This window comes from Salinimicrobium terrae DSM 17865 (genome assembly GCF_000424665.1).
Lineage (GTDB): Bacteria > Bacteroidota > Bacteroidia > Flavobacteriales > Flavobacteriaceae > Salinimicrobium > Salinimicrobium terrae.
The window spans coordinates 302,402-326,897 of the sequence record NZ_AUKI01000016.1 but is presented as its reverse complement, the minus strand read 5'-3'; the positions used below and the strand labels follow the sequence as shown (position 1 = coordinate 326,897).

The following is a 24,496-nucleotide window of genomic DNA, read 5'->3' as shown; positions in this document are numbered from 1 at the left end:
CCTCGATGTCCACAACCCAACATAACATGTCCCTCACGGGAGAACCACCCGCGAAGCTATCTACTACTCAAAAGGTAGCTACGGGAATTGGCTGGACAGGAATATTCATCTTGGTCCTGGCACTGTTTAACCTGCAACTTCCTTCATTTTTTTTATGGGGAGCTATTGCGCTCATAGCACTGGGAGTGATCATTTTTGCTAATGACCAATACATTGGCAAGTCCGCAGGAATTAAGAACGACGGTATTTGGTTCAGGTCAATGACCGCCCGTGGCATTCTCGCCTGGGGAACCGGGATCATGCTTACCCTGTTCTATATTGTGCTTTATTGGTTCCCTCTATATTTGGGATATAACCCAGACGGTCCTAACGGCGGTCTCGTAGCTCTTTTTGACCCTTTAAGCAGGTTGGTAAGCGGACAACCTGCCAGCCAGTGGTTTGTTTACGGAACTCTTTACACTCTGGCGATCCTGGCGTTTGGCTACAAATTTCTGCTAAAATACCGACATAATAAGTACGAAGTCCTCCGAACCTATTCTGTAATGTTTTTCCAGCTAGGTTTTGCATTTCTTATCCCGGAGCTCCTCATTCGCCTCAACCAGCCGTACTTTAACCCGGTGAACATCTGGCCACTCAATTATGACCTTTTTGCAGGATATAGACTATCAGAATTTTTTACAGCAGGAAATATCGGCCTGCTAATGCTCTTCTTCGGAATTGCCTCAATTTTTGTGATCACCCCCATTCTCACCTACTTCTATGGAAAAAGATGGTACTGCTCCTGGGTCTGCGGCTGTGGCGGACTCGCTGAAACTGCAGGAGATCCTTACCGTCATTTGTCTGACAAAAGCCGCGCCTCCTGGAAATTTGAACGATATATAATTCACACCATTCTGGTACTGGTTGTAGTTATGACTATTGCAGTGGTTTATTCCTTCCTTAATGAGAATCCGGAACATTTCTGGCTTGATAAAAATTCTTTTCTTTTCGGTTCGGCAGCTTTTTTGGTGCTGTTGTTTGGAGTAATCTGGATATTCAAAAGGCACAGGCTAGCCAGTGATGCTAAAAAAGGTGCCATTATCTCTTTAGTAATTGTGCTGGCAATAATTGCCGCTTTCTACTTCAGCGGAATGACCTATGGATACCTTCTTCGGCAGTGGTATGGCTTCTTAATTGGTGCCGCATTTTCGGGAGTAATAGGCGTTGGTTTTTATCCCATTTTTGGAAACCGGGTGTGGTGTCGCTTCGGCTGTCCCATGGCGGCAGTGTTGGGAATGCAGCAGAGGCTGTTTTCTAAATTCAGGATCACTACTAACGGAGGTCAATGCATCTCCTGCGGAAACTGCTCCACCTATTGTGAAATGGGAATTGATGTGCGGGCTTATGCTCAAAAAGGGGAAAATATCGTACGCTCCAGTTGTGTTGGCTGCGGAATATGCAGTGCGGTTTGTCCGCGAGGAGTTTTGAAACTGGAAAACGGCTCCCTCGATGGCAGGATCAATTCCGATGCGGTTTTATTAGGAAATGACGTAGATCTTCTGGACCTAATCCAACAACAGAAAAAAGCTAGCCGCGATCCCAACAGTTCTCCTTTCAATTCCTGACCTTTAGCTCAGCAAAAAATCCTGCTGAAAATGCCTCAAATAAAAGTCATTATTCCCGCCTACAATGAAGCTGATTCAATTGGTCATGTGGTAAATGATATACCCAAAATTGTGGACGAGGTGATCGTGGTGAGCAATAATTCCACAGATGCCACCGGGGAAAATGCCGCTAAAGCAGGGGCTACAGTTCTAAGAGAGCCGAGAAAAGGATATGGGTACGCTTGCTTAAAAGGCATGGATTACGTGGCACAACTTCCGGAAAAGCCCGAAATTATCGTATTTTTAGATGGGGATTACAGCGATTATCCGCAGGAACTGGAAAAGATAGTAGAGCCGATCCTGCAACGGGATGTAGATCTGGTGATTGGAGCAAGGGTAAAACGCTGGCGGGAAAAAGGCGCGATGACCTTTCCGCAGATTTTCGGGAACTGGCTGGCAACAAACCTGATGAAGTTGTTATTCAATGCCCGCTTTACCGATCTTGGACCTTTTAGAGCTATTAAATACGATAAGTTGCTGGCTCTGGAAATGGAAGATAAAACCTACGGCTGGACGGTGGAAATGCAGCTAAAAGCGTTAAAAAAGAACTACAGCTATGAAGAAGTGCCGGTGCATTATCGCAATCGTATTGGCGAATCCAAAGTTTCGGGCACCGTAAAAGGTGCTTTTATGGCAGGGGTCAAGATCCTCACCTGGATCTTTAAATACAGTTTCAAGTAATGGGAACAGCAATTCTTATCATTTTTGCACTGTTGATGTTCGTAGTGTTTCTCTACAGCCTTTCCCTGTTGCACCTTCTTATCAATTTCCTCAAAAGCCGGAAACAAAAAGATTCCTCTCAAAAATGGGATTTTTCAGATCCTTCTCTAATTCCTTTTGTCACAATACAGCTGCCACTCTACAACGATAAGCCCGTGGTAGAACGCCTGCTTCGGAACATTTCTCTTACAGCTTATCCTCGGGAAAAGCTGGAAATCCAGGTATTGGATGATTCTACAGATGATTCCGCTGCTCTTACTGCGGAAATTATTTCTGAATTACAAGCTGAAGGCTTCCCCATTCAGCACATCACCAGAAGCCATCGAAAAGGGTTTAAAGCCGGAGCCCTTAAAGCCGGACTGGAAACTGCAATGGGCGAATTTATTGCTATTTTTGATTCCGATTTTCTTCCGAAGCCGGACTGGCTGAAGCAAACCATCCCCTATTTCAAAAATGAAAATCTTGGCGTGGTGCAAACCCGCTGGGGACATCTCAATAAGGATTATTCTTTGCTTACCAAATTGCAGGCATTTCTTCTGGATTATCACTTTATCCTGGAACAGACGGGCCGCAACTATGGGAATCATTTCATCAACTTCAATGGTACCGCAGGCGTTTGGCGAAAAAGCTGCATCCTGGATGCAGGCAACTGGGAAGGTGATACCCTCACCGAAGATCTTGATCTCAGCTACCGGGCGCAACTCAAAGGCTGGGAATTCAAGTATCTTGAAAATGTGGAAACCCCGGCAGAATTACCCATTACTATTGCAGCCGCACGTTCCCAGCAATTCCGTTGGAATAAAGGAGCGGCAGAGAATTTTCAGAAAAACTACAAGAAGGTTTTCTGGAACACAAATGTTAGTTTTGGAACCCGTTTCCATAGCTTTTTCCACCTGCTCAACAGCAGCTTCTTTTTAGTAGTGCTTTTAATGGGAATAGTTAGCATCCCTGTACTTTTCTTACTTGATGATCCTGCATACGCCGGGATCTTCACCGGAATGATAATCTTCATTTTAAGCCCGGTGATTTTCTTTGTCACTTATTATGCAGCTTATAAAGAAGCGCATCAACAAGACCCTCTCTCTTTGTTTAAATTCATCGGAATATTCATCACCTTCTTTTCTATTGCCATGGGACTTTCCCTGCACAACAGTATTGCTATTTTGGAAGGACATTTCGGAAAAAAGAGCGAATTCATCAGGACCCCAAAATTTAATTTGGGCAGTAAATCGGAAACGACCGTCAAAATCCCTGTAAAGATCAGCTTTCAATTGGTTCTGGAAATACTATTGATGCTACTGTTCGCCTTCGGGATATTTTCAGCATTTAGAATTGAAAGCTACAGTCTGCTGCCATTCCACATCATGATGTTCTTCGGATTTTCTTATGTGATTTTAGCATCTTTGAACATTGGAATTTTCCCGGATAAAAAATCAGACTTAACAGGTTTTGAAAATTTGTGAGGTCCAAAAAATATGAGAAGATTTCTGCACCTCCACAAGATTCCAATCCTCATCTTTTTAAGCTGCTGCGCTTTTTACCTCGCGTTCGCCTACGACCTGGAGAGGACCGATTTTTTTAAACTTTTTACCCTCTACGGTGGACTCTTCTTTTTAAGTTGGAGGTTTTTTCAGATGCAGCGCTATAACTTAAAGATACTGCTGGCTGCTGCAGTTATTTTCCGGCTGCTTTTCCTGTTCGCAATTCCCAATCTGTCTCAGGACTTCTACAGATTTATCTGGGATGGCAAACTGTTACTGCAGGGGATTAATCCTTATTTAATTACTCCGGCTGAATACTTTGCTTCAGGAAATTTGCCATTTTCGGGAGCCGGGGAACTGTTTGAAGGAATGGGAAGCCTCAGCGCCGGAAATCCAACTAACTATCCGCCACTTAACCAGATATTCTTTGCCCTGGCCGCTTCCCTCGGCGGTAGTAGTATTCTCGGGAGCGTCATCTGGCTCCGGATCTTTATTATCGCTGCCGATATCGGAATCTTTTACTTCGGAAGCCAAATCCTTAAAAACCTCAACCTCCCCAAAAGTAATATCTTCCTGTACCTGCTGAATCCGATGATTATTATCGAACTCACCGGAAATTTGCATTTTGAAGGAGTCATGTTGTTCTTTCTGCTGGCAGCTTTTTATTTACTACAGCGTCAAAAATGGCTTTTTAGCGCCCTCTTATTTTCCTGTTCAGTCGCAGTAAAATTAATTCCACTCATATTTCTACCATTACTTTTTAGAAGACTTGGATGGAAGAAAGCATTGAGATATTATGCAATAACGGCAATTTTACTTCTCTTGTTTTTTCTGCCGTTCCTTTCAGGGGCTTTTGCAGAAAATTTCTTTACCAGTATAAACTTGTGGTTTCAAAAGTTTGAGTTTAATGCCAGTATTTATTACCTCATCAGGTGGATTGGTTACCGGGTGGAAGGTTATAACATCATTGGCTATGCCGGTCCGGTATTGGCGGGGGTAGTATTTTTGTCGGTACTGCTGTTATCGACTTTAAAACGAAATGCTGAAATGAAGGGTTTGCTTGCCAGCATGATGTTTGCCATGGTAATCTATTTGTTTTTAGCCACAACTGTACATCCGTGGTATCTGGCCACCCCCTTGTTGCTTTCGGTTTTCACGAGGTACAGATTCGTTCAGGTGTGGAGTTTCTTGGTGGTGCTGAGTTATTTTGCTTATTCCCAACCCGAATACTGGGAAAATTTGTGGCTGATTGCCTTGGAATATGTGATTGTTTTTGGAGTGATGGTTTATGAAATTTTCTCGCAAAGGCCCCAAAAATTATCCGCAGAGAGCGCAAAGGTTTCCCGCTGAGTTTGCAGATGTGCGCAGATAAATGCGGGTTCCATTTCCCCCAAAGCTTACTAAGATTTTAAAGAAGATCACGAAGAAAATTCTATAAGAATAAGAGATGTTTCGTTTTAATAAAGGATTAGCGGAGGACCTCTCGACTCCGCTCGAGGAGACAAACAACAAACAAGGGCCTTTGGCTTAAAAATTATTCGTGTATTCGTGGCAAAAAATACCTAAGTAAAATTTCTCCGCGGGCAAGCCCACGGAGCATTTTAGTGGAACACTTTTTCAAACTTTACAATATTTACTAACGAGGCAAGCCTCGGAGTATTTACCCCACAAAGAATAAAAAAATCCGGCACCTTTGCAGATGCCGGATTGATCTATAAAATTTTATGTTTCCTTACATTCCGAGAATATACGCGAAAACCAGCGGCGCCACGATTGTAGCATCACTTTCAATTACAAATTTTGGTGTGTCTTTATCCAGTTTACCCCAGGTGATCTTCTCATTTGGTACCGCTCCGGAATAACTTCCGTAGCTGGTGGTAGAGTCGGAGATCTGACAGAAATAGCTCCAGAAAGGAATTTCATGCATCTCCATATCCTGGTACAACATAGGGACCACACAAATTGGGAAATCTCCTGCAATACCTCCACCAATCTGGAAAAAACCAATTCCTTTGTCGGTATTTTTCATGTAATAATCAGCTATGAAGCCCATGTATTCGATACCGGATTTCATAGTGCTGGCTTTTAGTTCACCTTTCATTACATAAGAAGCAAATATGTTCCCCATGGTACTATCTTCCCAACCGGGAACTACCATTGGCAGGTTCTTCTCAGCTGCTGCATACATCCATGAATCCTTAAGATCTATTTCGTAATGTTCTTCCATCACGCCGCTAAGCAAAAGCTTGTACATGAATTCATGTGGAAAATATCTTTCTCCCGCGGCTTCGGCATCCTTCCAGATCTTCACAATATGTTTCTGAATTCTTCTAAAAGCTTCTTCTTCAGGAATGGCCGTATCGGTAACACGGTTTAATCCGCGTTCAAGTAGATCCCATTCATCCTGCGCAGTAAGATCCCGATAATGTGGTAATCTTTCATAATGTGTGTGTGCCACAAGGTTCATCACATCCTCTTCCAGGTTCGCCCCTGTACAGGAGATAAAATGCACCTTGTCCTGACGGATCATTTCAGCAAAACTTTTCCCGATTTCGGCGGTACTCATGGCTCCCGCCATGGTGACGAGCATCTTGTTTCCTTTGTCCAGTTGCTCTCTATATCCTTTTGCGGCATCAACAAGAGCCGCGGCATTAAAGTGTTTGAAATGTGTATCTAAAAATTGTGTTATTGCTCCGTTTCCTTTACTCATCTTCGTCTTCGTCGTTATGATTTAAATATTTGAACTTATAGCTCAACATTTTGTAATAAAGCTTGGCCGCTAAAAAGTCTGATGATCTTTCATCTTTATTCGGATTAAGCTCTACGATGTCGAAACCTACTACGTTCTTCTTTTTGAACATCAACTTTAAAAATTCCAGAGTTTCATACCAGAACATTCCACCGGGCTCAGGCGTTCCTGTGGATGGCAGGATCGAAGGATCAAATGCATCAAGATCAATTGTAATGAAAACATTTGGAGTCATTTGTCCAATCGCATCATCCATCCAGTCTTCATAAAGATCATGAGCCCAATAAACCTGATTCTCGTCCATATGATCCAATTCAGAAATATCCATGGAACGTATTCCCACCTGCAGTAAGTTCGTTGTTTTACTTGCCTCATGCACGGCACAGGCGTGGTTGCAACTTGAACCTTCATATTCAGGACGAAGGTCGGCATGAGCGTCTATCTGTACAACGGTAAGGTCTTCAAAACTTTCATTAAAAGCACGGATTGTTCCTATTGAAACAGAATGTTCGCCTCCAAAAATTGTAACGAATTTATCCTGTTTGATATAGTTCTTTACGGTCTTATGAACCGCTTCCACCATTTTTTCCGGAGAGGCATCTTCGGTCACCGGCGGGGCAAGATATACTCCTTTTTTGTAGACTTCGGTACGGGTTTCGATATCGAAAAGCTCCATATTTTCTGAAGCTTCCAAAAAAGCATCAGGTCCTTTGTCGGCACCCTTACCCCATGTACTTGTTCCATCATAGGGAACCGGGATCAAAACTACTTTTGCGTCATCTAAACGTGCATACTTGTCCGGGATGCCGGCGTAATTCTTTTTACTCATTTTATTAGCGATTGTTGTGTTCTAATTGCTTCTGTTAGTTAAACTTAAAAAAAATAAAATTAAATTATTTCTCGTAGCCGAGTATTTTTAGAAAGTCCTGAGGCTCCTGCTGATCGCTGAATAAGGTAGTTTCAAGATTTCCGTCTTCGTCCTTGTTTATTAAAATCTGTCTCGGCTGCGGAATCAAACAATGTTGTAATCCACCAAAGCCGCCAATAGTATCCTGGTAGGCACCTGTATTGAAAAACCCTATGTACAGCGGTTTATCGCGTTTGTATTTAGGTAAATAAATAGCATTGGTATTCTGCTCCGAGTTATAATAATCGTCACTGTCACAAGTCAATCCGCCCAATAAAACCCGCTCATACTCATCATTCCATCGGTTTACTGCCAGCATAACAAATTTCTTGCTAATTGCCCAGGTATCGGGCAATGTTGTAATGAATGATGAGTTGATCATATTCCATTTCTCCCTGTCATTCTGCTGTTTCTGGTATAAGATTTCGTAGATCGCTCCGCCGCTCTCCCCTACTGTAAAGGAACCGAATTCTGTAAAAATATGAGGTGGCTCGACATCAGCTTCGTCGCAGGCGATCTTGATCTGGTTTACGATCTCCTCGACCATATATTTATAGTCATACTCGAAGTGAAGTGAATTTTTTACCGGAAATCCACCACCAATATTCAGGCTATCGAGGGAAGGACAAATACGCTTGAGGTTTATATAAACTCTAAGACATTTCAGCAATTCATTCCAGTAATAAGCAGTGTCCCGAATTCCGGTATTGATAAAAAAATGTAACATTTTCAGCTCCACCTGTTCATTATCCTTCACTTGTTTATTAAAGAAAGGAACAATATTTTTGTAACCAATTCCTAACCTTGAAGTATAAAATTCAAATTTCGGCTCCTCTTCCGAAGCAATTCTTATCCCGATCTTGTATTTCCCGTCAATAGCTTCAGAGAGCAAATCGATCTCTTCATAATTGTCTATAATGGGGATGCAGTTTTTATGGCCGTTATTGATGAGATTCGCAATATTGGTGATATAACCATTCCTTTTGAAACCATTGCAAATAACATAGGTGTCATTGGTGATCTTACCATTTTTCTTAAGATTCTCAACAATATTAATATCTACGGAAGCCGAAGTTTCGATGTGAATATCATTCTTTAGAGCCTCGTTAAGAACATGCTCAAAATGAGAGCTTTTAGTACAGTAGCAGTAGTTGTAACTGCCAGGGTATTCATGCTTTTCCAGAGCATCGGCAAACCACTTTTTGGCTTTATTTATATTTTCTGAAATTTTTGGGAGGTAGGTGAATTTTAACGGGGCCCCGTATTCCTTGACAAGCTCCATAAGGTCTATACCATGGAACTGTAACTCACCTTCTTCAACCTTAAATTCTTCCTGAGGGAAATAGTATGTCTGGTCGATTAAATCGATGTACTTCGTATTCAATTTTTACTAATATTTTTAGAGGTTAAAAAGTAGAAATTATAAGCCAATGCTAAAAAATTAAGGTGATAAAAGTTTGTTAAGGCCAAAACAGCCCGGAATGGAATATACTAACAACCAATGGGAGAGCCCCAGTTGTGTTTCTTTCATCATATTAGCTAAGCTAAAACAAATGTTTTAAAAAGGCGGAAAGTCAAAGGAATTTTTTCATTTCTCCCTGTACAGATTTTCGGCTTGATCTTACATGTATTTTTTAAACAATATTAAATGTTTGTAAGGTTGATCACCTCCTGTTTACTCAACACTCTCCAGTGCCCACGGGTGAGATCCTTTTTAGTAAGTCCGCCATAAACCACGCGATCCAGCTTCACAATTTCGTATCCAAGACTTTTAAAGATACGCTGTACAATATGAGATTTTGTGCTTTTTATTTCGATACCAACCTCCCGCTTCGGTTTGTTCTCCACATAACTTACTTCGGTGACTTTAGCAGTTCCGTCTTCCAGCTTCACACCTTCCTTAATTTTTTGAAGATCATCATAAGCCAGATCCTTATCCAGTTCTATATGGTAGATTTGTCTTATTCCATTCTTTGGATTGGCAAGATTCTTTGCCAATCTCCCATCGTTCGTAAAAAGCAATAAACCTGTGGACTGGGTTTCCAGTTTGCCAACAGGATCAAGTTTAGACTTTGAAGCGCCGGCAATGAGATCCATAACAGTCCTGTTCTTGTTCTCCAGACTACCTGTCACGAAAAATCCTTTTGGTTTGTTAAGAAGGATGTATTCGGGTTTTTCGGGATTAATACGGCGACCATCAAATTTAACTTCATCTTTCAGTTGCACTTTATGACCCATTTCTGTAATCACCTGCCCGTTCACTGTCACGCTTCCTGCGGCAATATAAATATCGGCGTCCCTTCTGGAACATACTCCTGAATTCGCAATATATTTATTCAGTCTAATCCCGTCTTCTTTAGCTGCTCCCTGTTTTTTCTTAAGAGGAGCATTACCACGCGACATATTTTTAGGATCCTTTTCATTCCGGTTTACCGGAGCATTTCCGCGGGCATGAGATTTTGTACGCTCCCCGCCACCCTGTCTTCCGGAAGATTTCCCGGAGGAACGGTCTCCCCTGCTTCCGGATGACCTTTCGTTTCTACTCATATCAAAATAATTTTGTGCAAAGATACTAGTTTGTTTAACAATAACATCGGGTGTCAAAAATCTGATTTATCAGAGTAATTTTTCAAATAAATTCCAAGTACCAAAAATGTAATTCGAGGATGTGAAGATTTGAAGATTTGAAGATGAGGAAAATTAAATTCCAAAATACAAGCACCAAATTCCAAAGTCTGAATCTTTTATGTACATCTTAAAACTTCTTTTTACCGGACCCCAAAACCAATTACTTCTACCAAAATTATTCTTTTAAAGTGTCTTTTTTGTAAGTGTAGTGCTACACCGGCGTTAAAAATTTTTGAAGCCTTGGAGAAAATTTAGCAGGGGGAGCGCGGTTTTAATTTTGCGGGAGCAAAATTGGAAACACCTATCAAAAAAGTGTCCTTTTTTTGGTTCGTATTTTTGGACAAGCAAAAAAATGAACAAATATGAATTAAAACGAATTTCTAATGACCGAAGGGAAAATCTTTTGTTTAAAAAAAATAATAAATTATAAAGTCTCAAAAAACTCTACTCAACAACGCGTCAACATCGATAAGCAGAATACTAAAAACCCCTGCAACGATGATGAACTTCAGCAGATTGTGTAACAGCAAATACTGCCATTTCGCCTTACTGAAGTAAAGAATAAGGAGGAAAACCAGCAGTAAAACCACAGCTCCGTAAAAGAAGTAATCCATTTTGCCAATCTCAAATTCGTAAATCAGGAAATAAACGGGAATCATGGAAAGGAATGCCAGCACAGTAAGCAGCATTTTACTCAAATTTTCGCTGTACACAATGGGAATGGTCCTGTATCCCTGGACCAGATCCCCTTTCATGTTCTCCAGATCTTTTACCATTTCCCGCATAAGAATTATGAGATATAGAAAAGAAGCATGGACCAGGATAACTGTGTCAAAATTCTTGTAGTAAAGAAAAACGGCAAAGAATGGTGTGATAGTGATAACCGATGCCAGTAAATTATTTAAAAACAATATCTTTTTAAGCCGGTGGGAATAGAACCAGATTACGAAAATGTAAATGGAAAAGAAAACCACAGCTCTAAACGAAATGTAGCTTGCAAAAAAAATTCCCGCCAAATTGAGTATAAAATAAACTGAAAGTTTGGTTCGCTGACTCACAAACCTGTCCAGCATTGTTTTTTGAGGACGGTTGATGAGATCTTTTTCGCTATCGTAAAAATTGTTGATGATGTAGCCAGAAGCCACAACCGATGCAGTAGCCAGAACCATGAAAAAAAGATTGGGATCAAAAAGAACCTGTCTCATTGGGAGATCGGGCGCAAGAATGAAAATGGAAGTAAGATACTGGGCAATTACCAGCACCAGGATATTGTAGCCTCTAATGACCGAAATAAAGCTGAGAATCTTGAGCAGAAGCCGCTTTTTGGAAATCGAAGCCATGGACGAGTCCTTTAGAAGTTGTAGACTACTTCCAGACGATAATCCTTCAATGCTTTTCTTGCCTTTTCAATGTCTTCTGTAAACCCAAGAATGTAACCGCCGCCGCCAGATCCACAAAGTTTCAGGTAGTAATCATTAGTATCAATACCATTCTTCCAGAGTTTATGAAATTGAGCAGGGATCATTGGTTTAAAGTTGTCAAGTACAACATGTGACAATTTCTTCATGTTCCCAAAAAGGGATTTTACGTCCCCCTTTAAAAAGTCATCCACACAGGCATCTGTGTGTTTCACAAATTGATCTTTAAGCATTAATCTAAAAGGCTCCTGTTTCATGTTTTCCATGAAAATGTTTACCATGGGAGCAGTTTCCCCTACAGATCCACTGTCGAGAAGGAACACTGCACCTTTTCCATCCTGAGTTTGTGATGGAATACCGGCAGGTTCAATATTGTCTTTTGAATTTATAAGAATCGGAATGCTTAAATAGGAATTTAAAGGGTCAAGGCCCGAAGATTTCCCATGGAAGAAGGATTCCATTTCTCCAAAGATCTTTTTTAGCTTTAGAAGTTTTTCCCGGGTAAGGTTTTCAAGAACGGTGATTTTCTCAACTGCGTATTCATCATAAATTGCAGCCACCAAAGCGCCGCTACTTCCCACTCCGTAGCCCTGCGGAATGCTGGAATCGAAATACATGCCTTTCTCTATATCCGTTTTTAGCTCTTCAAGGTTAAATTGCACCAACTCCGGCTTTTCCTGCTGAAGCGTTTTGAGATAGTCTGCAAACCTTTTAAGGCTTTCATTCGATTTCTGTGCCTCTTCTGAAGGATTTTCATCCACCTTTAAAGCCCCGTTATAAAAATTATATGGAATAGATAAACCTTTGGAGTCTTTGATGATCCCATATTCTCCGAAGAGTAAGATTTTTGAATAAAATAAAGGTCCTTTCATAGTGACTGGGTATTTTTTTCCTGGTTATGAGTTAACATTCCGTAGGCAGAAAGATCTTCGTCCACACGGTTCCAATGCACCCCATAACCACCTGGGGAAATTGAAAAATCCAACAATTCTTCTTTAGAAGCTTTGTAAAGTCTGGGATACCACTCTAAAGGAGCGCCAATTTCACGACCATCTTCTAAAGAAAAGAAAACTTTCTCATCCCTGAAGAACACATCCCTAATTTTTATGTCAGTCTTAACTGTTTTCATTTCCGTGAAACTCATCCCATTTTCTAAGAAAATAGAACCGATTTTGTTTTATAATTTTCAAAACAGCATTTAAATCCTGTCTTTAATAATTATAATTGTACATTAAATTTAGCGATTCCAGATCAATTTTTACTTCTCCTCCTTTTCCCTCAACGTGTATGTGTTTTGGTAAATGCTCGTTAGAGTAAAAAAAGAACCTAAAACCTCTCTCAACAAGTACAGTCGGCATTTCAATTCCCTTAACCTAGCAAAGATATACATTTAACTGAAATGTAATTCATTACATGATATGATCTAAGTCAATTTTCAGGCCAATTTCTTTGCTCCGTTACCCACATGATCCTCTATATACTGCTCGCCCTGGCAGTACTTCGATAAATCTGTTTTGATGAACATTAAAGTTTCCTCTTTTTCACTGTCGGGATACAGCAGGTGCACATTGGCTCCGGCATCCAGGGTGAAACAAAGATGCAGCCCGGTTTCCTGACGGAATTCAAAAACCTTATTAATTATCGCGAGAGTGTTGGGCTTCATCAGGAGAAAGTATGGCTGACTCGTCATCATCATAGCATGCAGAGTAAGCGCTTCACTTTCCACTATTTTAATAAAACCCTCCAAATCTCCACTGCGAAAGATCTTTTTCAGCTTATCCAGGTTGTCGTGTGCCTGCCTAAAACGAGTTTCGGCATAAGGATGGTCATTCATAAGTCCATGTCCTAAAGTACTGCTCACCTGTTTTTCTCCCTTATCAACGAGCAAAATTGTATCCCTGTAATTTTTAAAATTGTCGTGTACTTCACCTCTATAAGGCACTCCATACAGGTCACTGCTTTGATAAATGCTGTTGTGCATCCCCCAGACTACGAGATCCCCTTCAATGCTGCGGCAGGCACTGCCCGATCCCAGCCTTGCCAAAAATGAACTTTTTCGAATAAAATAATCTTCCTTCATTTCAGGGTCGAGTTGCTTTTCCAGACTCATGAGGCAAAGGGATAAAGCACTCATTCCGCTGGCCGAGGACGCAATCCCACTACTGTGTGGAAAAGAATTTGAAGTTTCAATTCTGAATTTATAATCTTTCAAAAATGGCAAAAAAGGCTCTACTCTTTTCAGAAACTCCTGGATCTTGGGACGAAAAGAATCTTTTTTCTCCCCCTCAAACAACAGCTCAAAATCAAATCCTGAATCTGATTTTTCTCTTTTCTGAAATTTTAGAGTGGTAGTGGTACGGCAATTATTTAGCGTAAAACTAATTGAAGGGTTCGCCGGAAGCTGGTTTTCCAGTTTCCCCCAGTATTTAACGAGGGCAATATTGCTGGGGCTTTGCCAGGTCACCTCTCCCTCCTCCACTACTGCAGAATAGGGCTGCGGAATGAAATCTTTTTCGGTCATGTGTGCAGTTTACACAAAGATAGATTTTCCTGATAAAGCCTTCTCCTGTCGAACTCATTAATTTTCTATCTTGGCGAGAGAACAAAAAAAATTTTATGAGTAAAACTATTCTTATCACAGGTGCCTCAAGCGGAATCGGAAGGGCAACGGCTAAACTTTTTGCCGAAAAAGGTTGGAATGTGGCAGCCACAATGCGTTCCCCTGAAGAGGAAACCGAGTTAAAGGAACTTTCGAACCTGAAACTTTACAAGCTGGATGTCACCAAGAAAGAACATTTAAAAAATATAATTTCTGAAGTCGAAAAGGATTTTCCGGGTATAAATGTTTTGTTCAACAACGCCGGTTTCGGTGCTGTAGGTGCTTTCGAAAAATCCTCGGAAGAAGAGGTGTTGCAGCAGTTCAAAGTCAATGTATTTGGAGTCATGGAACTTATCCGGGAATTTATCCCTTATTTTAAGAATAAAGGTGAAGGAATGATCATCAACACCTCATCGGTTGTGGGAAGATTTACCATTCCGTTGTACAGTCTTTACTGTTCCAGTAAATGGGCACTTGAAGGTTTTACCGAGGCCCTGCAATATGAGCTAAGGCAATTCAACATTAAGGTAAAATTAATTGAACCCGCAGCTATCAAAACCGATTTCCATGGCCGTTCTCTAAAAACCTTTGAAAATGATGACGTGAAAGGTTACGAAAAAATGGAGAGAAACATTCTCAGCGGAATGAAGAAAAGGAATGAAAAAGCACCCGGTCCTGAGGTAGTTGCAAAAACAGTTTTCAAAGCTGTCACAGATGGAAGCCAAAAACTGCGTTATCCTACGGGAAAGGGAGCCGGAGTGGTTCTTTTAGCCCGAAAGATCCTGCCCACTTCCTGGTTCAACAAGATGGTTTTCAAACAGCAGAATCGGAACTCATAGCTCTGGCTGCGAGAAATCCGCCGGTCCAGGCATTCTGAAAATTGAAGCCGCCGGTGATGGCATCAATATTTAAGACTTCACCTGCCAAAAACAGGTTTTTACAGATCTTGCTTTCAAAAGTTTTAAAGTTTACTTCTTTAAGCTCTACACCTCCTGCAGTCACAAATTCCTCCTTAAATGTGCTTTTCCCATGCACCTGAAAAATGCCCGAAGTGAGCTGAATAGTAAGTTCTTCAAGCTGCTGCTTGTTGAGATCGGCCCATCGAACCTCAGCACCAATTCCTGAAGCATGAACTAAACTTTGCCACAATCTCTTTGGAAGATCAAATTGTGTATATTTCTGCGGATGCTGCTTTGCATTCTCTTTTTTTAGACGCTGCAGTTCTTCGACAATTTCTTCGGAAGAAAGCTTAGGAAGCCAATTAACTTCAATCTCGAAATTTTTCCTGTCGCTGAGTTCCCTCGCACCCCAAGCTGAAAGTTTCAAAATTGCCGGACCGCTCATGCCCCAGTGCGTGATCAATAGCGGCCCACTTGTTTCCAGCTTTTCACCTTTGAGCCTAACTACCGCATTTGTAGCTACCCCGGGGAGATCTTTAATTCTTTGATCGGTAATTTTGAAAGTGAATAAGGAAGGTACACCGGGAACAATGGTATGGCCAAGTTCCTTCAGTAACTCCCACATTTTTGAGTTGCTTCCGGTTGCGACAAGAACCTTTTCTGCGGTAAAATTTTCCTGAGAAGTGGATAATTCCCAAAGCTCATTATTCTGCTTCAGGCTTTGTACCGCCTGTTTTGTAAGCACGTCTATTTTTAACCTTTTTGACTCCTCTAAAAACAGATCAATGATAGTTTCCGAAGAATTAGATTCAGGGAACATTCGCCCGTCTTCTTCGATCTTCAACGGTACGCCTCTTTTCTCGAACCATTCGATCGTATCTCCGGTCATAAAGCTGTGGAAAGGTCCGCGCAGTTCCTTTTCTCCTCTTGGATAATTCCGAGTAAGCTCTTTCGGAAGGAATTCGGCGTGAGTGACATTGCAGCGGCCTCCGCCCGAGACACGAACTTTGGTAAGTACCTCCTTTCCTCTTTCGAGTAAACAGATTTTTGCTTCAGGCGCAATTTCCGCAGCATTGATGGCTGCAAAGAATCCGGCTGCACCGCCACCAATGATTATTATGTCGTAAGAAAGAGGTTCCAAAAATGTTATTTTTCAGCGGCAAAGGTAGAGATTTCTATAAGACGTTATTTTTTGTTTAAACCTGCACTAAATCTTTCTTAAACCTTCCGCAACCTTAAAAGTGTTCTATAACTTTAAGTTTCAAAAAGTTGAAATCATGAGTAAACCAAAAGACCTTCCGAAGCAAAAGCAGGAAAAACAACCCGGAAAACAGCAAAAAATGCAACCTGAGCCCGAAGTGATCAGGAAAGATTATAAGGGTAGCGACAAACTGAAAGGGAAAGTTGCCCTCATTACCGGTGGTGATAGCGGAATTGGCCAAAGTGTGGCCGTTCATTTTGCCAAAGAAGGTGCAAAAGTGGCTATAGTTTATCTTTCTGAAGACAAAGATGCCGAAGAGACAAAGGAGATGATTGAAAAAGCCGGTTCGGAATGTCTCACCATAAAAGGAGATTTAAAGGATGAAGCTTTTTGCCGGGAAATAGTGCAGAAGACGGTAGATAAATTTGGTGGCTTGAATATCCTGGTAAACAATGCTGCGATGCAATTCCCCAAGGAAAAACCGGAACAAGTCTCTTCAGACCAGGTGAGGAAAACTTTTGAAACAAATATTTATCCTTATTTCTATACTGTAACAGAAGCTCTGAAACACCTTACCGACGGGGATAGTATTATCAATACTACATCAGTCACAGCCTACAGAGGCAGTGAACATTTGCTGGATTATTCGAGTACCAAAGGAGCCATTACGGCTTACACCCGTTCCCTTTCCAAAATGCTGGCCGAGAAGAATATCAGAGTTAACGGAGTAGCGCCGGGACCTATCTGGACCCCATTGATCCCCGCCAGCTTCGATGCCGATCATGTAGCTGAATTCGGTAAAAAAGTGCCCATGGGAAGAGCCGGCCAGCCGAGCGAAGTAGGACCGGCCTATGTTTTTCTTGCCAGTAAGGATGCCAGTTATGTGACGGGACAGGTGTTACATGTGAACGGAGGCGAAGTAGTAGGAGCTTAAATGATAGGATGGACAGAGATTTTGGGTCTTTTCGCTGGTGTATTTACAACTGCGGCAGTTACTCCTCAAATTTGGAAAGCCTGGAAAACAAAGGAGGTGGATGACGTTTCTCCCGGGATGTTTTTCGTGCTCATTACTGGGTTGGCTCTTTGGGTGGTATATGGGATAATTACAAAAGACATCCCCATAATTGCTACAAATGGTGTCGCATTTATGCTAAACAGTTTTATGCTCTTTCTAATTTACCGCTATCGGGAGAAAAAGTAACTCATTCCCCATTAAGCTGTTAATCTTACTTAAATCTCAATTAAGGGATTCTTAAACGAAGAGCGAATTAGACTTTTAGGGTTTATTTTTACACAAATCAAATTTATGTCCCGAATTTCATCCCCCGAGGTTGACCAGGCTTCAGCCTCCAAATCTCAATTTGAAGATTTTATCATAGCTAAAGATCATCCGTGTATTATGGCCCAAACCGTATTCAGCATGGACAAGGTGGACTTTCATGAATACGATAACTTCGGAAGCAGGGAAACCGCAAAGGCTATTATGACCGACCTGAAGAAATACATTGCTGCTTATGATTTTGAGTCCAATGAATTTTTAACTTTTTTAGCTGGATTTAAAGGAAAACAGAATTATACCGAAAAAGAATTTGAAAAGACACTCTGGGAGCAACTACAGCATTTGCATGAGATCGACGACGTAAAATGGGACGAAGCGGTAAGCCCCGATCCTGAAAGTAAAAATTTCAGTTTTAGTCTCGGGGGCAAGGCATTTTATATTGTGGGTTTACATCCCAACAGTTCAAGAAAGGCGAGGCAGGCACCTTATCCAGCTATTGCTTTTAATCTTCACTGGCAGTTTGAGAAACTAAGGGAAATGAACACCTATTACACCGTTAGAGACAAAATCAGGGAACGGGATACTGCATTACAGGGAAATATGAATCCAATGTTGGAAGATTTCGGGGAACGGAGCGAAGCACGTCAGTATAGTGGAAGAAAAGTTGGAGAAGAATGGAAATGTCCTTTTCTTAACCACAAAAAATAAACATGTTCCGGCAGCAGAAATACCTTAAACAGGATCCTCAATATATTTTCGATTTTATTCAACATCACCCCTTCGCAACCTTTGTTTTGAATGGGGAAGATCTTCTTGCTACTCACATTCCCGTGCTTCTAAAAGGTACTCCGGAAAAATTCTTTCTATACGGCCACATAGCCGAAGCCAGTGAACAATACAAATATCTCAAAAATGGTATTGAAGCCCTTCTAATTTTCCATGGGGCACAAGGTTATGTTTCTTCTTCCTGGTATAAGGATATCAATATTAGCACCTGGGACTATTCGGCAGTCCACGTAAATGTCAAACTGAAACTTCAATCGCGAAAAGAGCTGGAAGAGAGCCTGCAAGATCTGGTTAAAACATTTGAGAAAGATCAGCAAAATCCAATTTATTACAATGACCTGCCAAGGGATATGTTGGAAGACCATCTTCCTTTAATCACGGGATTTTGGTGTGAACCGGTAAAAGTGCAGGCCATTGCAAAATTACATCAGGGATTTGATAAACAGGATGTGCATTCTGTATGCCGGCACCTGGAAGAACGACAGGACCTAAGCCTTAGTAAAAATATTATAAAAGAACATGGTACAGATCATTAAAAAACAAAGCGGCGCAGCCTTTAAGCTTCAAAAAGGGCAAAAACTGAAGGTGATTGATCCACAGGGCGAGCAGGTAAGTGATATGGTGTTGTTCAATGCAGAAGATCCCCGTGAAAAGATCTCTTCCGGAAAAACCCTGGATTTTGAGGAGAGCATTCTGATCACAAAAGAAGATTGGCTGTGGAGCAACCGAAGCAATAAAATGATGAAGATCCTGGAAGATACAAACGGACGAAATGATTTTCTACTGGCGCCTTGTAGTCCGGAAACCTTCAGGATCATGTATAACAATCCCGAATATCACCCCAGCTGCTTTGAAAACCTTTACACTAATCTTGCTCCCTTCGGAATAGAACCCGATGATGTTCCCACCGCGTTCAATATCTTCATGAATGTTCAGTTCGATGAGCAGGGAAGACTGAGCGTGGACCCGCCGATGAGTAAAGCCGGAGATTACGTGCTCTTTGAGGCCGAAATGGATCTTATAGTAGCTTTAACGGCCTGTTCTGCCGAAGACAGTAACAATGGAACCTTTAAGCCCATTCATTACGAGATAATGGAATAATTGCCAGATTCCAGGTTTCTCATAATTTTAAATAAGGAAATTAGACCATAGGGAGTTTAGCCTCCGAAATAAAAAATCCGGAGAAACCTCCGGATTTTTCATACAAATTATTTAAAGACTCGTGTTAAATATGCGAAAACAAATAGCTCAAACAGATCACTGTTATCATACCAAAAACAAGAACAGAAAGTAGAACAGCTTTATTAATTTTAAATTTCATTTTAGATCTCTAAGATCTTAAATGTATAAATTACATTTTTTATCCCATTAGTCTTAACAAAAATTTAGCTGCTGCTCTTAATAATTGACAACCAATAGGATCATACCTAATGGGGAAAGGAGTGCTTTCTAACCCGAATATTATTTTTCACTAATGAAGAGTGGATTTCACAATATAATATCCTAACATAAAAAAAGCTGCAGAATTTCTGCAGCTTTTCTTATTCTATTCTATTTCACAATTAGTCGTTGCTGTCGTCATCATTATCGTCGTCATCATCATCATCGTCATCTCCATTATGATCCTCTGCACTCATGAAATTTCCGTCGGCATCAAACTCTAGTTCAACTCCGTTGTCCAATGTAACTTCATAAGTATTATCATCCTCTCTTTCTGCCTCAATGATGTCGTTGTCCGGATAATTTGCAGCGATATAATCGAGAATCCCCTGCGGCAATTCTGAAACCGCTATGTCATCGTCATCTCTGTCATCATTATCATCATCATCTGCACGGCCAAGGAAATTTCCATTTGCGTCAAAAATGAGTTCCACATCATTAGAGAGTTCTATTTCATAATTACCGTTGTTCTCCATTTCAGCCTCTTCAATCGTGGTTCCGGGGAAGTGAGTGCTAATGAAATCCTGAATTTTTTCAGAAAGATCTCCCGGAGAAATATCCTCATCACCAAAATTATCATCGTCGTCGTCATCAATTCCCAGGAAATTCCCCTGTGAATCAAAAACCAATTCTGTCCCACTGTTAAGTTCTACCTCATAATTACCATTGTCTTCAATTTCAGCTTCATGAATGGTATTATCGGGATAATTTTCGCTAATGTAACCAAGAACGGCCTGTGGCAAAGCTGCGGCATTTATATAATCATCAGAGAGCTCTGCTGTTAGGTTGAGATCTACATCTGTTCCTGGATCTTCGGTATCATCATCACCGGAACAGGAATTAAATGTAAGTATGGCCACAAATGCCAGACTAAGAATTTTTAATTTTTTCATAGCAGTTAGTTTAGAATGTTATGTGCTTTAAAACGTGGTATTCATCTGAAAATTTCCAGAGTGCGAAAATTTAGCAGAACTTTAGCAGTACATTATAACTCAGCACCAGAATTTACAGCTGCGATCACTTCCCGGAGAAAAACGTTGACATCAAATTCGGGATGCTCTGCAAGTCCAAAACGAACTACTACCAGGTCTTTAGACGGAATTACAAAAACATACTGCCCCTGGTATCCGTTTGCCGAAAATAAATCGCGGGGCACATCGGGATATATTCCTCCTGCATTGAGCCAAAAGTGGGCACCATATTCACCGTTTGAGCCTTCAACAGGTTGTAGAGTATAATCAATCCAATCCTCATTAAGGATCTGTTCTCCCTTCCAGCGTCCTCTATTGAGATAAAGCAATCCAAATTTTGCCCAGTCCCTCGCTGTGGCCCAGGAGTAGGATGAAGCAACATAATTACCTGCAAGATCTGCTTCAAGAGTCATGGAATGCATTCCTATTTTATCGATCAACTCCCTGTACCAAAAATCCAGGTACTCCTGATAAGTTTCAAACTGATCCCGAATTAAACCCGACAGAAGATTGGATGTCCCGGAAGAATACTTCCAGATAATGCCCGGTTCCCCTTTAAGAGGTTTATGAAGCTGCACCTGGGACATATCTTCGGCAAGAAAGAGCATTTTGGTAACATCAGAAATTTTTGTGTAATCTTCCTCCCAGGCTAATCCGCTGTTCATGTGCAGGAGATTGTTGATGGTTATTTGTGACCGTGCATCTTCATGCCACTCGGGGAACAAGTGATCTTCTTCCAGGGAAATCCTTCCCTGTTTCTCAAGCACCCCAAGCATTGCACTAGTTACACTTTTGGTCATGGACCAACCCAAAAGTTTAGTGGTTTCTGAAAATTCCCCGCTGTACTTTTCTGCTAAAAGATGATCCTTGTGAAGGATCACAACAGCCCTGGTATTATGATCCTCTAAAAAAGCATTTTGCAGAGCTAATTCCAGTTGGTCATAATTGACCTCAGAAAATGTAGTATCTAAAGGTGTTCCGTGACCATATGGATAGGGATCTGAGTTGGAATTTTTGAACCGTTGTGGTTCTTCTTCCGGCAGGTCATTCACGGTCGCACCCGGAGGAAGCAAAGTACAACCCAATCCGGGATTAAAAACAGCGGTGCGTTCCTTTAATCCAAAAACAGTGGCCGATGCAGCCAATTTTTTCGGCATCACCTCAAATTCACTAAGGTTCACAGGATCAAAATTATTATCCTGCGCAGCTACAGATTCTGGCTCCCGTTCTGCTTCATAGACACAGGAACAAATGTTCTTTGCTGCAAAACCTGTGATCAAATTGAGCCGGGGATAATAAATATAAATAATGACTCCTAAGGCCAACACGAGCAGAAACCCAATTATACCGAGGGACTTTTTCATGTGAAAGATTTAGTAACTGCGTGGACTTACTTTTTGAGGAGGTTTTCCTCCCACCATAACGGCTAATAGAGATAATCCTCCTACCCCTATGTTGAGCCAGGCTACTGCCACATTGACGTTGAAAAGCTCGATAAGAAGTTCCTTTGCGGGCTCAAGGAAATATAGAATACCTAATGTAAGTAAAAGTATTCCCAGGAATAAAAGAAAAATATACGCACCACTTCTTAAACCGGTCCAGATACCAATGATCCCCAACACAACATGAATTATCGCATGCAGCAGGTTTGATGTAAAAATTTCAAGGAACGGAGGATCAATTAAATTCCATATGCCCTGTATTAAAAAAAGAAAACCCACCAAAAGAGCAAACATATCTACGGTGTTGAAAGGTCTTGTCATATTCAATATTTTGATTTGTCAATACTGCAGGTTTTTAAATGTAGGAATTTTTCCTCTTAATTCTAATATACTTGTAGCAATTCATGTTTATCCTCTTCATCATAATCGTGTTAAAGGATCTGCTGCAGGATTTCCTGGCCGGTTTCTAACAGGAAATAAGAAGGTTATCAAAGATGACTAATACCCCCACCTGGAGCACAAAAATCCAGTAACAAAGAATTGGATTCTTAAATTAAATTCCTCTATTTATAAAATCCACCGACGGCCAAAAAATCCTTTTGCACCGGTTTTTACAAAATGTAGCCCAGGATTTGAGTAAAAATAATTATTGCAACCAATGCAAATGGATAAACAGTAGCATAAGCTACCTGCGGACCTTCACTACTGGTCATAGAATCAACAGCACTCAGCCCGGGAGTACTCGACATTCCGCCCGTCAAAGATCCTAATACTGACAGAAAGTTCATTTTAAGAAGAATTCTCGCTACCAGGACCACGGTGATCATAGGAATCAGGGTAATTCCCGCCCCAATGGCAAATAGGCTCAGACCATATTCCTGAATAGTAGGTCCCAGTTGGCTCCCGGCTGCCAGGCCCACCGGAATTAAAAAGAGCAGAAGCCCAAACTGCCGGAGGATGTGATTGCCGGTACCGGGAAGATTCCACAGGATTGGTCCTGTTTTTCCGATTCTGCTTAATACAAGGGCCGCCAGTAATACACCTCCTGTGATCCCCAGGGAAAAATTAGTGCCTCCGGGAAGTGGTATTTCAATCGCGCCCAGGATCAATCCTATTACAATTCCCAGCGCCACAGGTAAAAAACTTGTTGTTTCCACTTCCTTCATACTATCGCCGAAAAGTAAACTGAGACCATTGACATTTCCTTTAGTTGATGAAACTAATAGACGATCTCCAAATCTCAGTTTAACCGACGGCCTGGCAGGTAGATCAATACCTGCTCTCCGAATTCTTGTAACAGTTGCTCTATAATTCTCCCTTAAATTCAATTCCCCCAAAGTTCTGTTTACTACGTTTCGCTTGGAGATCACATACCATCTTACCTCAAACATCCCGCTTTCGGGGATATCGATATCCGTTGGTTTCCCCAGAAGCAACTCCACTCTTTTAAGTGCTTTCTTTGTGCCCACAGCCCTTACCAGGTCACCCTTGCGCAGCACAAGATCTGCTGCCGGAGGGATAGAAGTTTCATTTGCTCTCATCACCCGGGAAATATTCGCCTTGGTCATAAGTCTAATGTCTAATTCTTTAATAGTTTTTCCATCGGCATTTTCATTGGTTACAATAAAATTTCGATGGCTTACCTCCGGGATCTTGATCTGGGTTTCTTCTGTATATTTTTGTTCTTCTTTAGCCATGTTGGTAGCAAAGATTTTAGGTGCCAGCCTTACAAAAAGAATTACCCCTACAACTCCAAAGGGATAAGCTATACCATATCCAATAGATGCCAGGGAGGAACCGGTAGCTTCAATAGCAGCGGCAAGACCGGGAGTGCTGGTCAAAGCTCCTGCAAACAATCCTACAGAGATTCTGTGGTCAACATCGAAAATATTTGCCAGAACAAAGGTGGAAATGGCACCCACCAGCACCGTCAAAAATGCCATACTTATTAGTTTCATGCCCTGGGATTTATAAACCTCAAAAAAAGTGGGTCCGGCCTGCATTCCTATGGTGAAAATAAAAAGTAACAGTCCCGTTTGCTGAATAATTCCAGGGAGGGCAAACTCCACCCCTTGGGAAAACATCATGTATCCATAGAACATCGCCACAAAAATTACGGCAGAAGAATCCAGAGACATGCCTTTATAAGAAACCTTTCCCAGGATGATTCCTAACCCAATGATTATAAAAAGAGCAACATAATCAATGCTTAGGAAGTCGAGAAGTGAAGACATTTAAATATCTAAATTTAATTAATTTATCAGCTACAAAAAATCTTTCAAAAATGGCATTTTTCGGAAGTAATTTGCCGTTGCAAAGATTACTTATTTAAA

At 41.2% G+C, this 24,496-nt stretch carries 24 protein-coding genes; 10 read left to right on the top strand and 14 right to left on the bottom strand.

Going from position 1 to position 24,496, the window contains the following annotated elements; translation table 11 throughout:
• The first annotated feature begins 5 nt into the window (after positions 1–5).
• The 4 genes from H148_RS17400 to H148_RS0107010 are packed head-to-tail and all read left to right on the top strand — an operon-like array spanning position 6 to position 5,194.
• Positions 6–1,604 carry a 4Fe-4S binding protein gene (locus H148_RS17400; protein WP_051286259.1) on the top strand — a complete coding sequence of 533 codons (1,599 nt, stop codon included), beginning with the start codon at positions 6–8 and terminating at the stop codon, positions 1,602–1,604.
• Between the two features lie 30 nt (positions 1,605–1,634).
• Positions 1,635–2,324 (top strand): glycosyltransferase family 2 protein, encoded by a 690-nt coding sequence (locus H148_RS0107020; RefSeq protein ID WP_029034172.1) that lies wholly within the window; start codon positions 1,635–1,637, stop codon positions 2,322–2,324.
• Positions 2,324–3,826, top strand: coding sequence for a cellulose synthase family protein (locus H148_RS17395; protein ID WP_051286257.1), 1,503 nt, complete (start codon positions 2,324–2,326; stop codon positions 3,824–3,826). The genes H148_RS0107020 and H148_RS17395 overlap by 1 nt, the downstream gene beginning before the upstream one ends.
• A gap of 12 nt (positions 3,827–3,838) precedes the next feature.
• Complete coding sequence (locus H148_RS0107010; RefSeq protein WP_029034171.1) at positions 3,839–5,194, top strand: MptA/MptB family glycosyltransferase; 1,356 nt, start codon at positions 3,839–3,841, stop codon at positions 5,192–5,194.
• Between the two features lie 382 nt (positions 5,195–5,576).
• On the opposite strand, the gene H148_RS0107005 is transcribed toward H148_RS0107010, so the two are convergent.
• The 9 genes from H148_RS0107005 to H148_RS0106965 form a co-directional block, all read right to left on the bottom strand.
• Positions 5,577–6,554 (bottom strand): deoxyhypusine synthase family protein, encoded by a 978-nt coding sequence (locus H148_RS0107005; protein ID WP_029034170.1) that lies wholly within the window; start codon positions 6,552–6,554, stop codon positions 5,577–5,579.
• Positions 6,547–7,422: an agmatinase gene (speB, locus tag H148_RS0107000; RefSeq protein WP_029034169.1), complete on the bottom strand. Its 876-nt coding sequence runs from the start codon at positions 7,420–7,422 to the stop codon at positions 6,547–6,549. The genes H148_RS0107005 and speB overlap by 8 nt, the downstream gene beginning before the upstream one ends.
• A gap of 64 nt (positions 7,423–7,486) precedes the next feature.
• A complete protein-coding gene (locus H148_RS0106995) occupies positions 7,487–8,884 on the bottom strand; it encodes a type III PLP-dependent enzyme domain-containing protein (RefSeq protein WP_029034168.1) in 1,398 nt (465 codons plus the stop codon).
• Between the two features lie 260 nt (positions 8,885–9,144).
• Positions 9,145–10,047 (bottom strand): pseudouridine synthase, encoded by a 903-nt coding sequence (locus tag H148_RS0106990; RefSeq protein WP_029034167.1) that lies wholly within the window; start codon positions 10,045–10,047, stop codon positions 9,145–9,147.
• A gap of 515 nt (positions 10,048–10,562) precedes the next feature.
• Positions 10,563–11,468, bottom strand: a complete 906-nt coding sequence (locus H148_RS0106985) for a geranylgeranylglycerol-phosphate geranylgeranyltransferase (RefSeq protein ID WP_029034166.1) — start codon at positions 11,466–11,468, stop codon at positions 10,563–10,565.
• 11 nt (positions 11,469–11,479) lie between these two features.
• Positions 11,480–12,418: a mevalonate kinase family protein gene (locus H148_RS0106980; RefSeq protein ID WP_029034165.1), complete on the bottom strand. Its 939-nt coding sequence runs from the start codon at positions 12,416–12,418 to the stop codon at positions 11,480–11,482.
• Positions 12,415–12,675 carry a DUF2442 domain-containing protein gene (locus tag H148_RS0106975; RefSeq protein ID WP_029034164.1) on the bottom strand — a complete coding sequence of 87 codons (261 nt, stop codon included), beginning with the start codon at positions 12,673–12,675 and terminating at the stop codon, positions 12,415–12,417. The genes H148_RS0106980 and H148_RS0106975 overlap by 4 nt, the downstream gene beginning before the upstream one ends.
• A gap of 82 nt (positions 12,676–12,757) precedes the next feature.
• Positions 12,758–12,904 carry a DUF4160 domain-containing protein gene (locus H148_RS19030; protein WP_083961595.1) on the bottom strand — a complete coding sequence of 49 codons (147 nt, stop codon included), beginning with the start codon at positions 12,902–12,904 and terminating at the stop codon, positions 12,758–12,760.
• Between the two features lie 77 nt (positions 12,905–12,981).
• A complete protein-coding gene (locus H148_RS0106965; protein WP_029034163.1) occupies positions 12,982–14,067 on the bottom strand; it encodes a diphosphomevalonate decarboxylase in 1,086 nt (361 codons plus the stop codon).
• 95 nt (positions 14,068–14,162) lie between these two features.
• Between H148_RS0106965 and H148_RS0106960 the strand changes: the two genes are divergently transcribed.
• Complete coding sequence (locus H148_RS0106960) at positions 14,163–14,984, top strand: SDR family oxidoreductase (protein ID WP_029034162.1); 822 nt, start codon at positions 14,163–14,165, stop codon at positions 14,982–14,984.
• On the opposite strand, the gene H148_RS0106955 is transcribed toward H148_RS0106960, so the two are convergent.
• Positions 14,959–16,185 carry a BaiN/RdsA family NAD(P)/FAD-dependent oxidoreductase gene (locus tag H148_RS0106955; protein WP_037324724.1) on the bottom strand — a complete coding sequence of 409 codons (1,227 nt, stop codon included), beginning with the start codon at positions 16,183–16,185 and terminating at the stop codon, positions 14,959–14,961. The two genes, H148_RS0106960 and H148_RS0106955, sit on opposite strands and share 26 nt — an antisense overlap.
• 136 nt (positions 16,186–16,321) lie before the next feature.
• Between H148_RS0106955 and H148_RS0106950 the strand changes: the two genes are divergently transcribed.
• The 5 genes from H148_RS0106950 to H148_RS0106930 all read left to right on the top strand — a co-directional run bounded on the left by H148_RS0106950 (position 16,322) and on the right by H148_RS0106930 (position 19,411).
• Positions 16,322–17,179 carry an SDR family oxidoreductase gene (locus tag H148_RS0106950; protein ID WP_029034160.1) on the top strand — a complete coding sequence of 286 codons (858 nt, stop codon included), beginning with the start codon at positions 16,322–16,324 and terminating at the stop codon, positions 17,177–17,179.
• A complete protein-coding gene (locus tag H148_RS0106945) occupies positions 17,180–17,446 on the top strand; it encodes a SemiSWEET family sugar transporter (protein ID WP_037324721.1) in 267 nt (88 codons plus the stop codon).
• A 105-nt stretch (positions 17,447–17,551) separates the two neighbouring features.
• On the top strand, positions 17,552–18,232 hold the full coding sequence (gene gntA, locus H148_RS0106940) for a guanitoxin biosynthesis heme-dependent pre-guanitoxin N-hydroxylase GntA (protein ID WP_029034158.1): 681 nt from the start codon (positions 17,552–17,554) through the stop codon (positions 18,230–18,232).
• Positions 18,233–18,234: 2 nt separating this feature from the next.
• Positions 18,235–18,846, top strand: a complete 612-nt coding sequence (locus tag H148_RS0106935) for an FMN-binding negative transcriptional regulator (protein WP_029034157.1) — start codon at positions 18,235–18,237, stop codon at positions 18,844–18,846.
• Positions 18,830–19,411 carry a DUF1989 domain-containing protein gene (locus H148_RS0106930; RefSeq protein WP_029034156.1) on the top strand — a complete coding sequence of 194 codons (582 nt, stop codon included), beginning with the start codon at positions 18,830–18,832 and terminating at the stop codon, positions 19,409–19,411. The genes H148_RS0106935 and H148_RS0106930 overlap by 17 nt, the downstream gene beginning before the upstream one ends.
• Positions 19,412–19,872: 461 nt before the next feature.
• Here the strand turns inward: H148_RS0106930 and H148_RS0106925 are convergent, their stop codons facing one another.
• From H148_RS0106925 to H148_RS0106910, 4 genes are all read right to left on the bottom strand, one after another.
• A complete protein-coding gene (locus H148_RS0106925) occupies positions 19,873–20,643 on the bottom strand; it encodes a PepSY-like domain-containing protein (protein ID WP_029034155.1) in 771 nt (256 codons plus the stop codon).
• 92 nt (positions 20,644–20,735) lie between these two features.
• Complete coding sequence (locus H148_RS0106920) at positions 20,736–22,085, bottom strand: serine hydrolase domain-containing protein (protein ID WP_029034154.1); 1,350 nt, start codon at positions 22,083–22,085, stop codon at positions 20,736–20,738.
• A 9-nt stretch (positions 22,086–22,094) separates the two neighbouring features.
• On the bottom strand, positions 22,095–22,484 hold the full coding sequence (locus H148_RS0106915) for a DUF4383 domain-containing protein (RefSeq protein ID WP_029034153.1): 390 nt from the start codon (positions 22,482–22,484) through the stop codon (positions 22,095–22,097).
• A gap of 290 nt (positions 22,485–22,774) precedes the next feature.
• Positions 22,775–24,397 (bottom strand): aspartate:alanine exchanger family transporter, encoded by a 1,623-nt coding sequence (locus H148_RS0106910; protein WP_029034152.1) that lies wholly within the window; start codon positions 24,395–24,397, stop codon positions 22,775–22,777.
• Between the last annotated feature and the right edge of the window lie 99 nt (positions 24,398–24,496).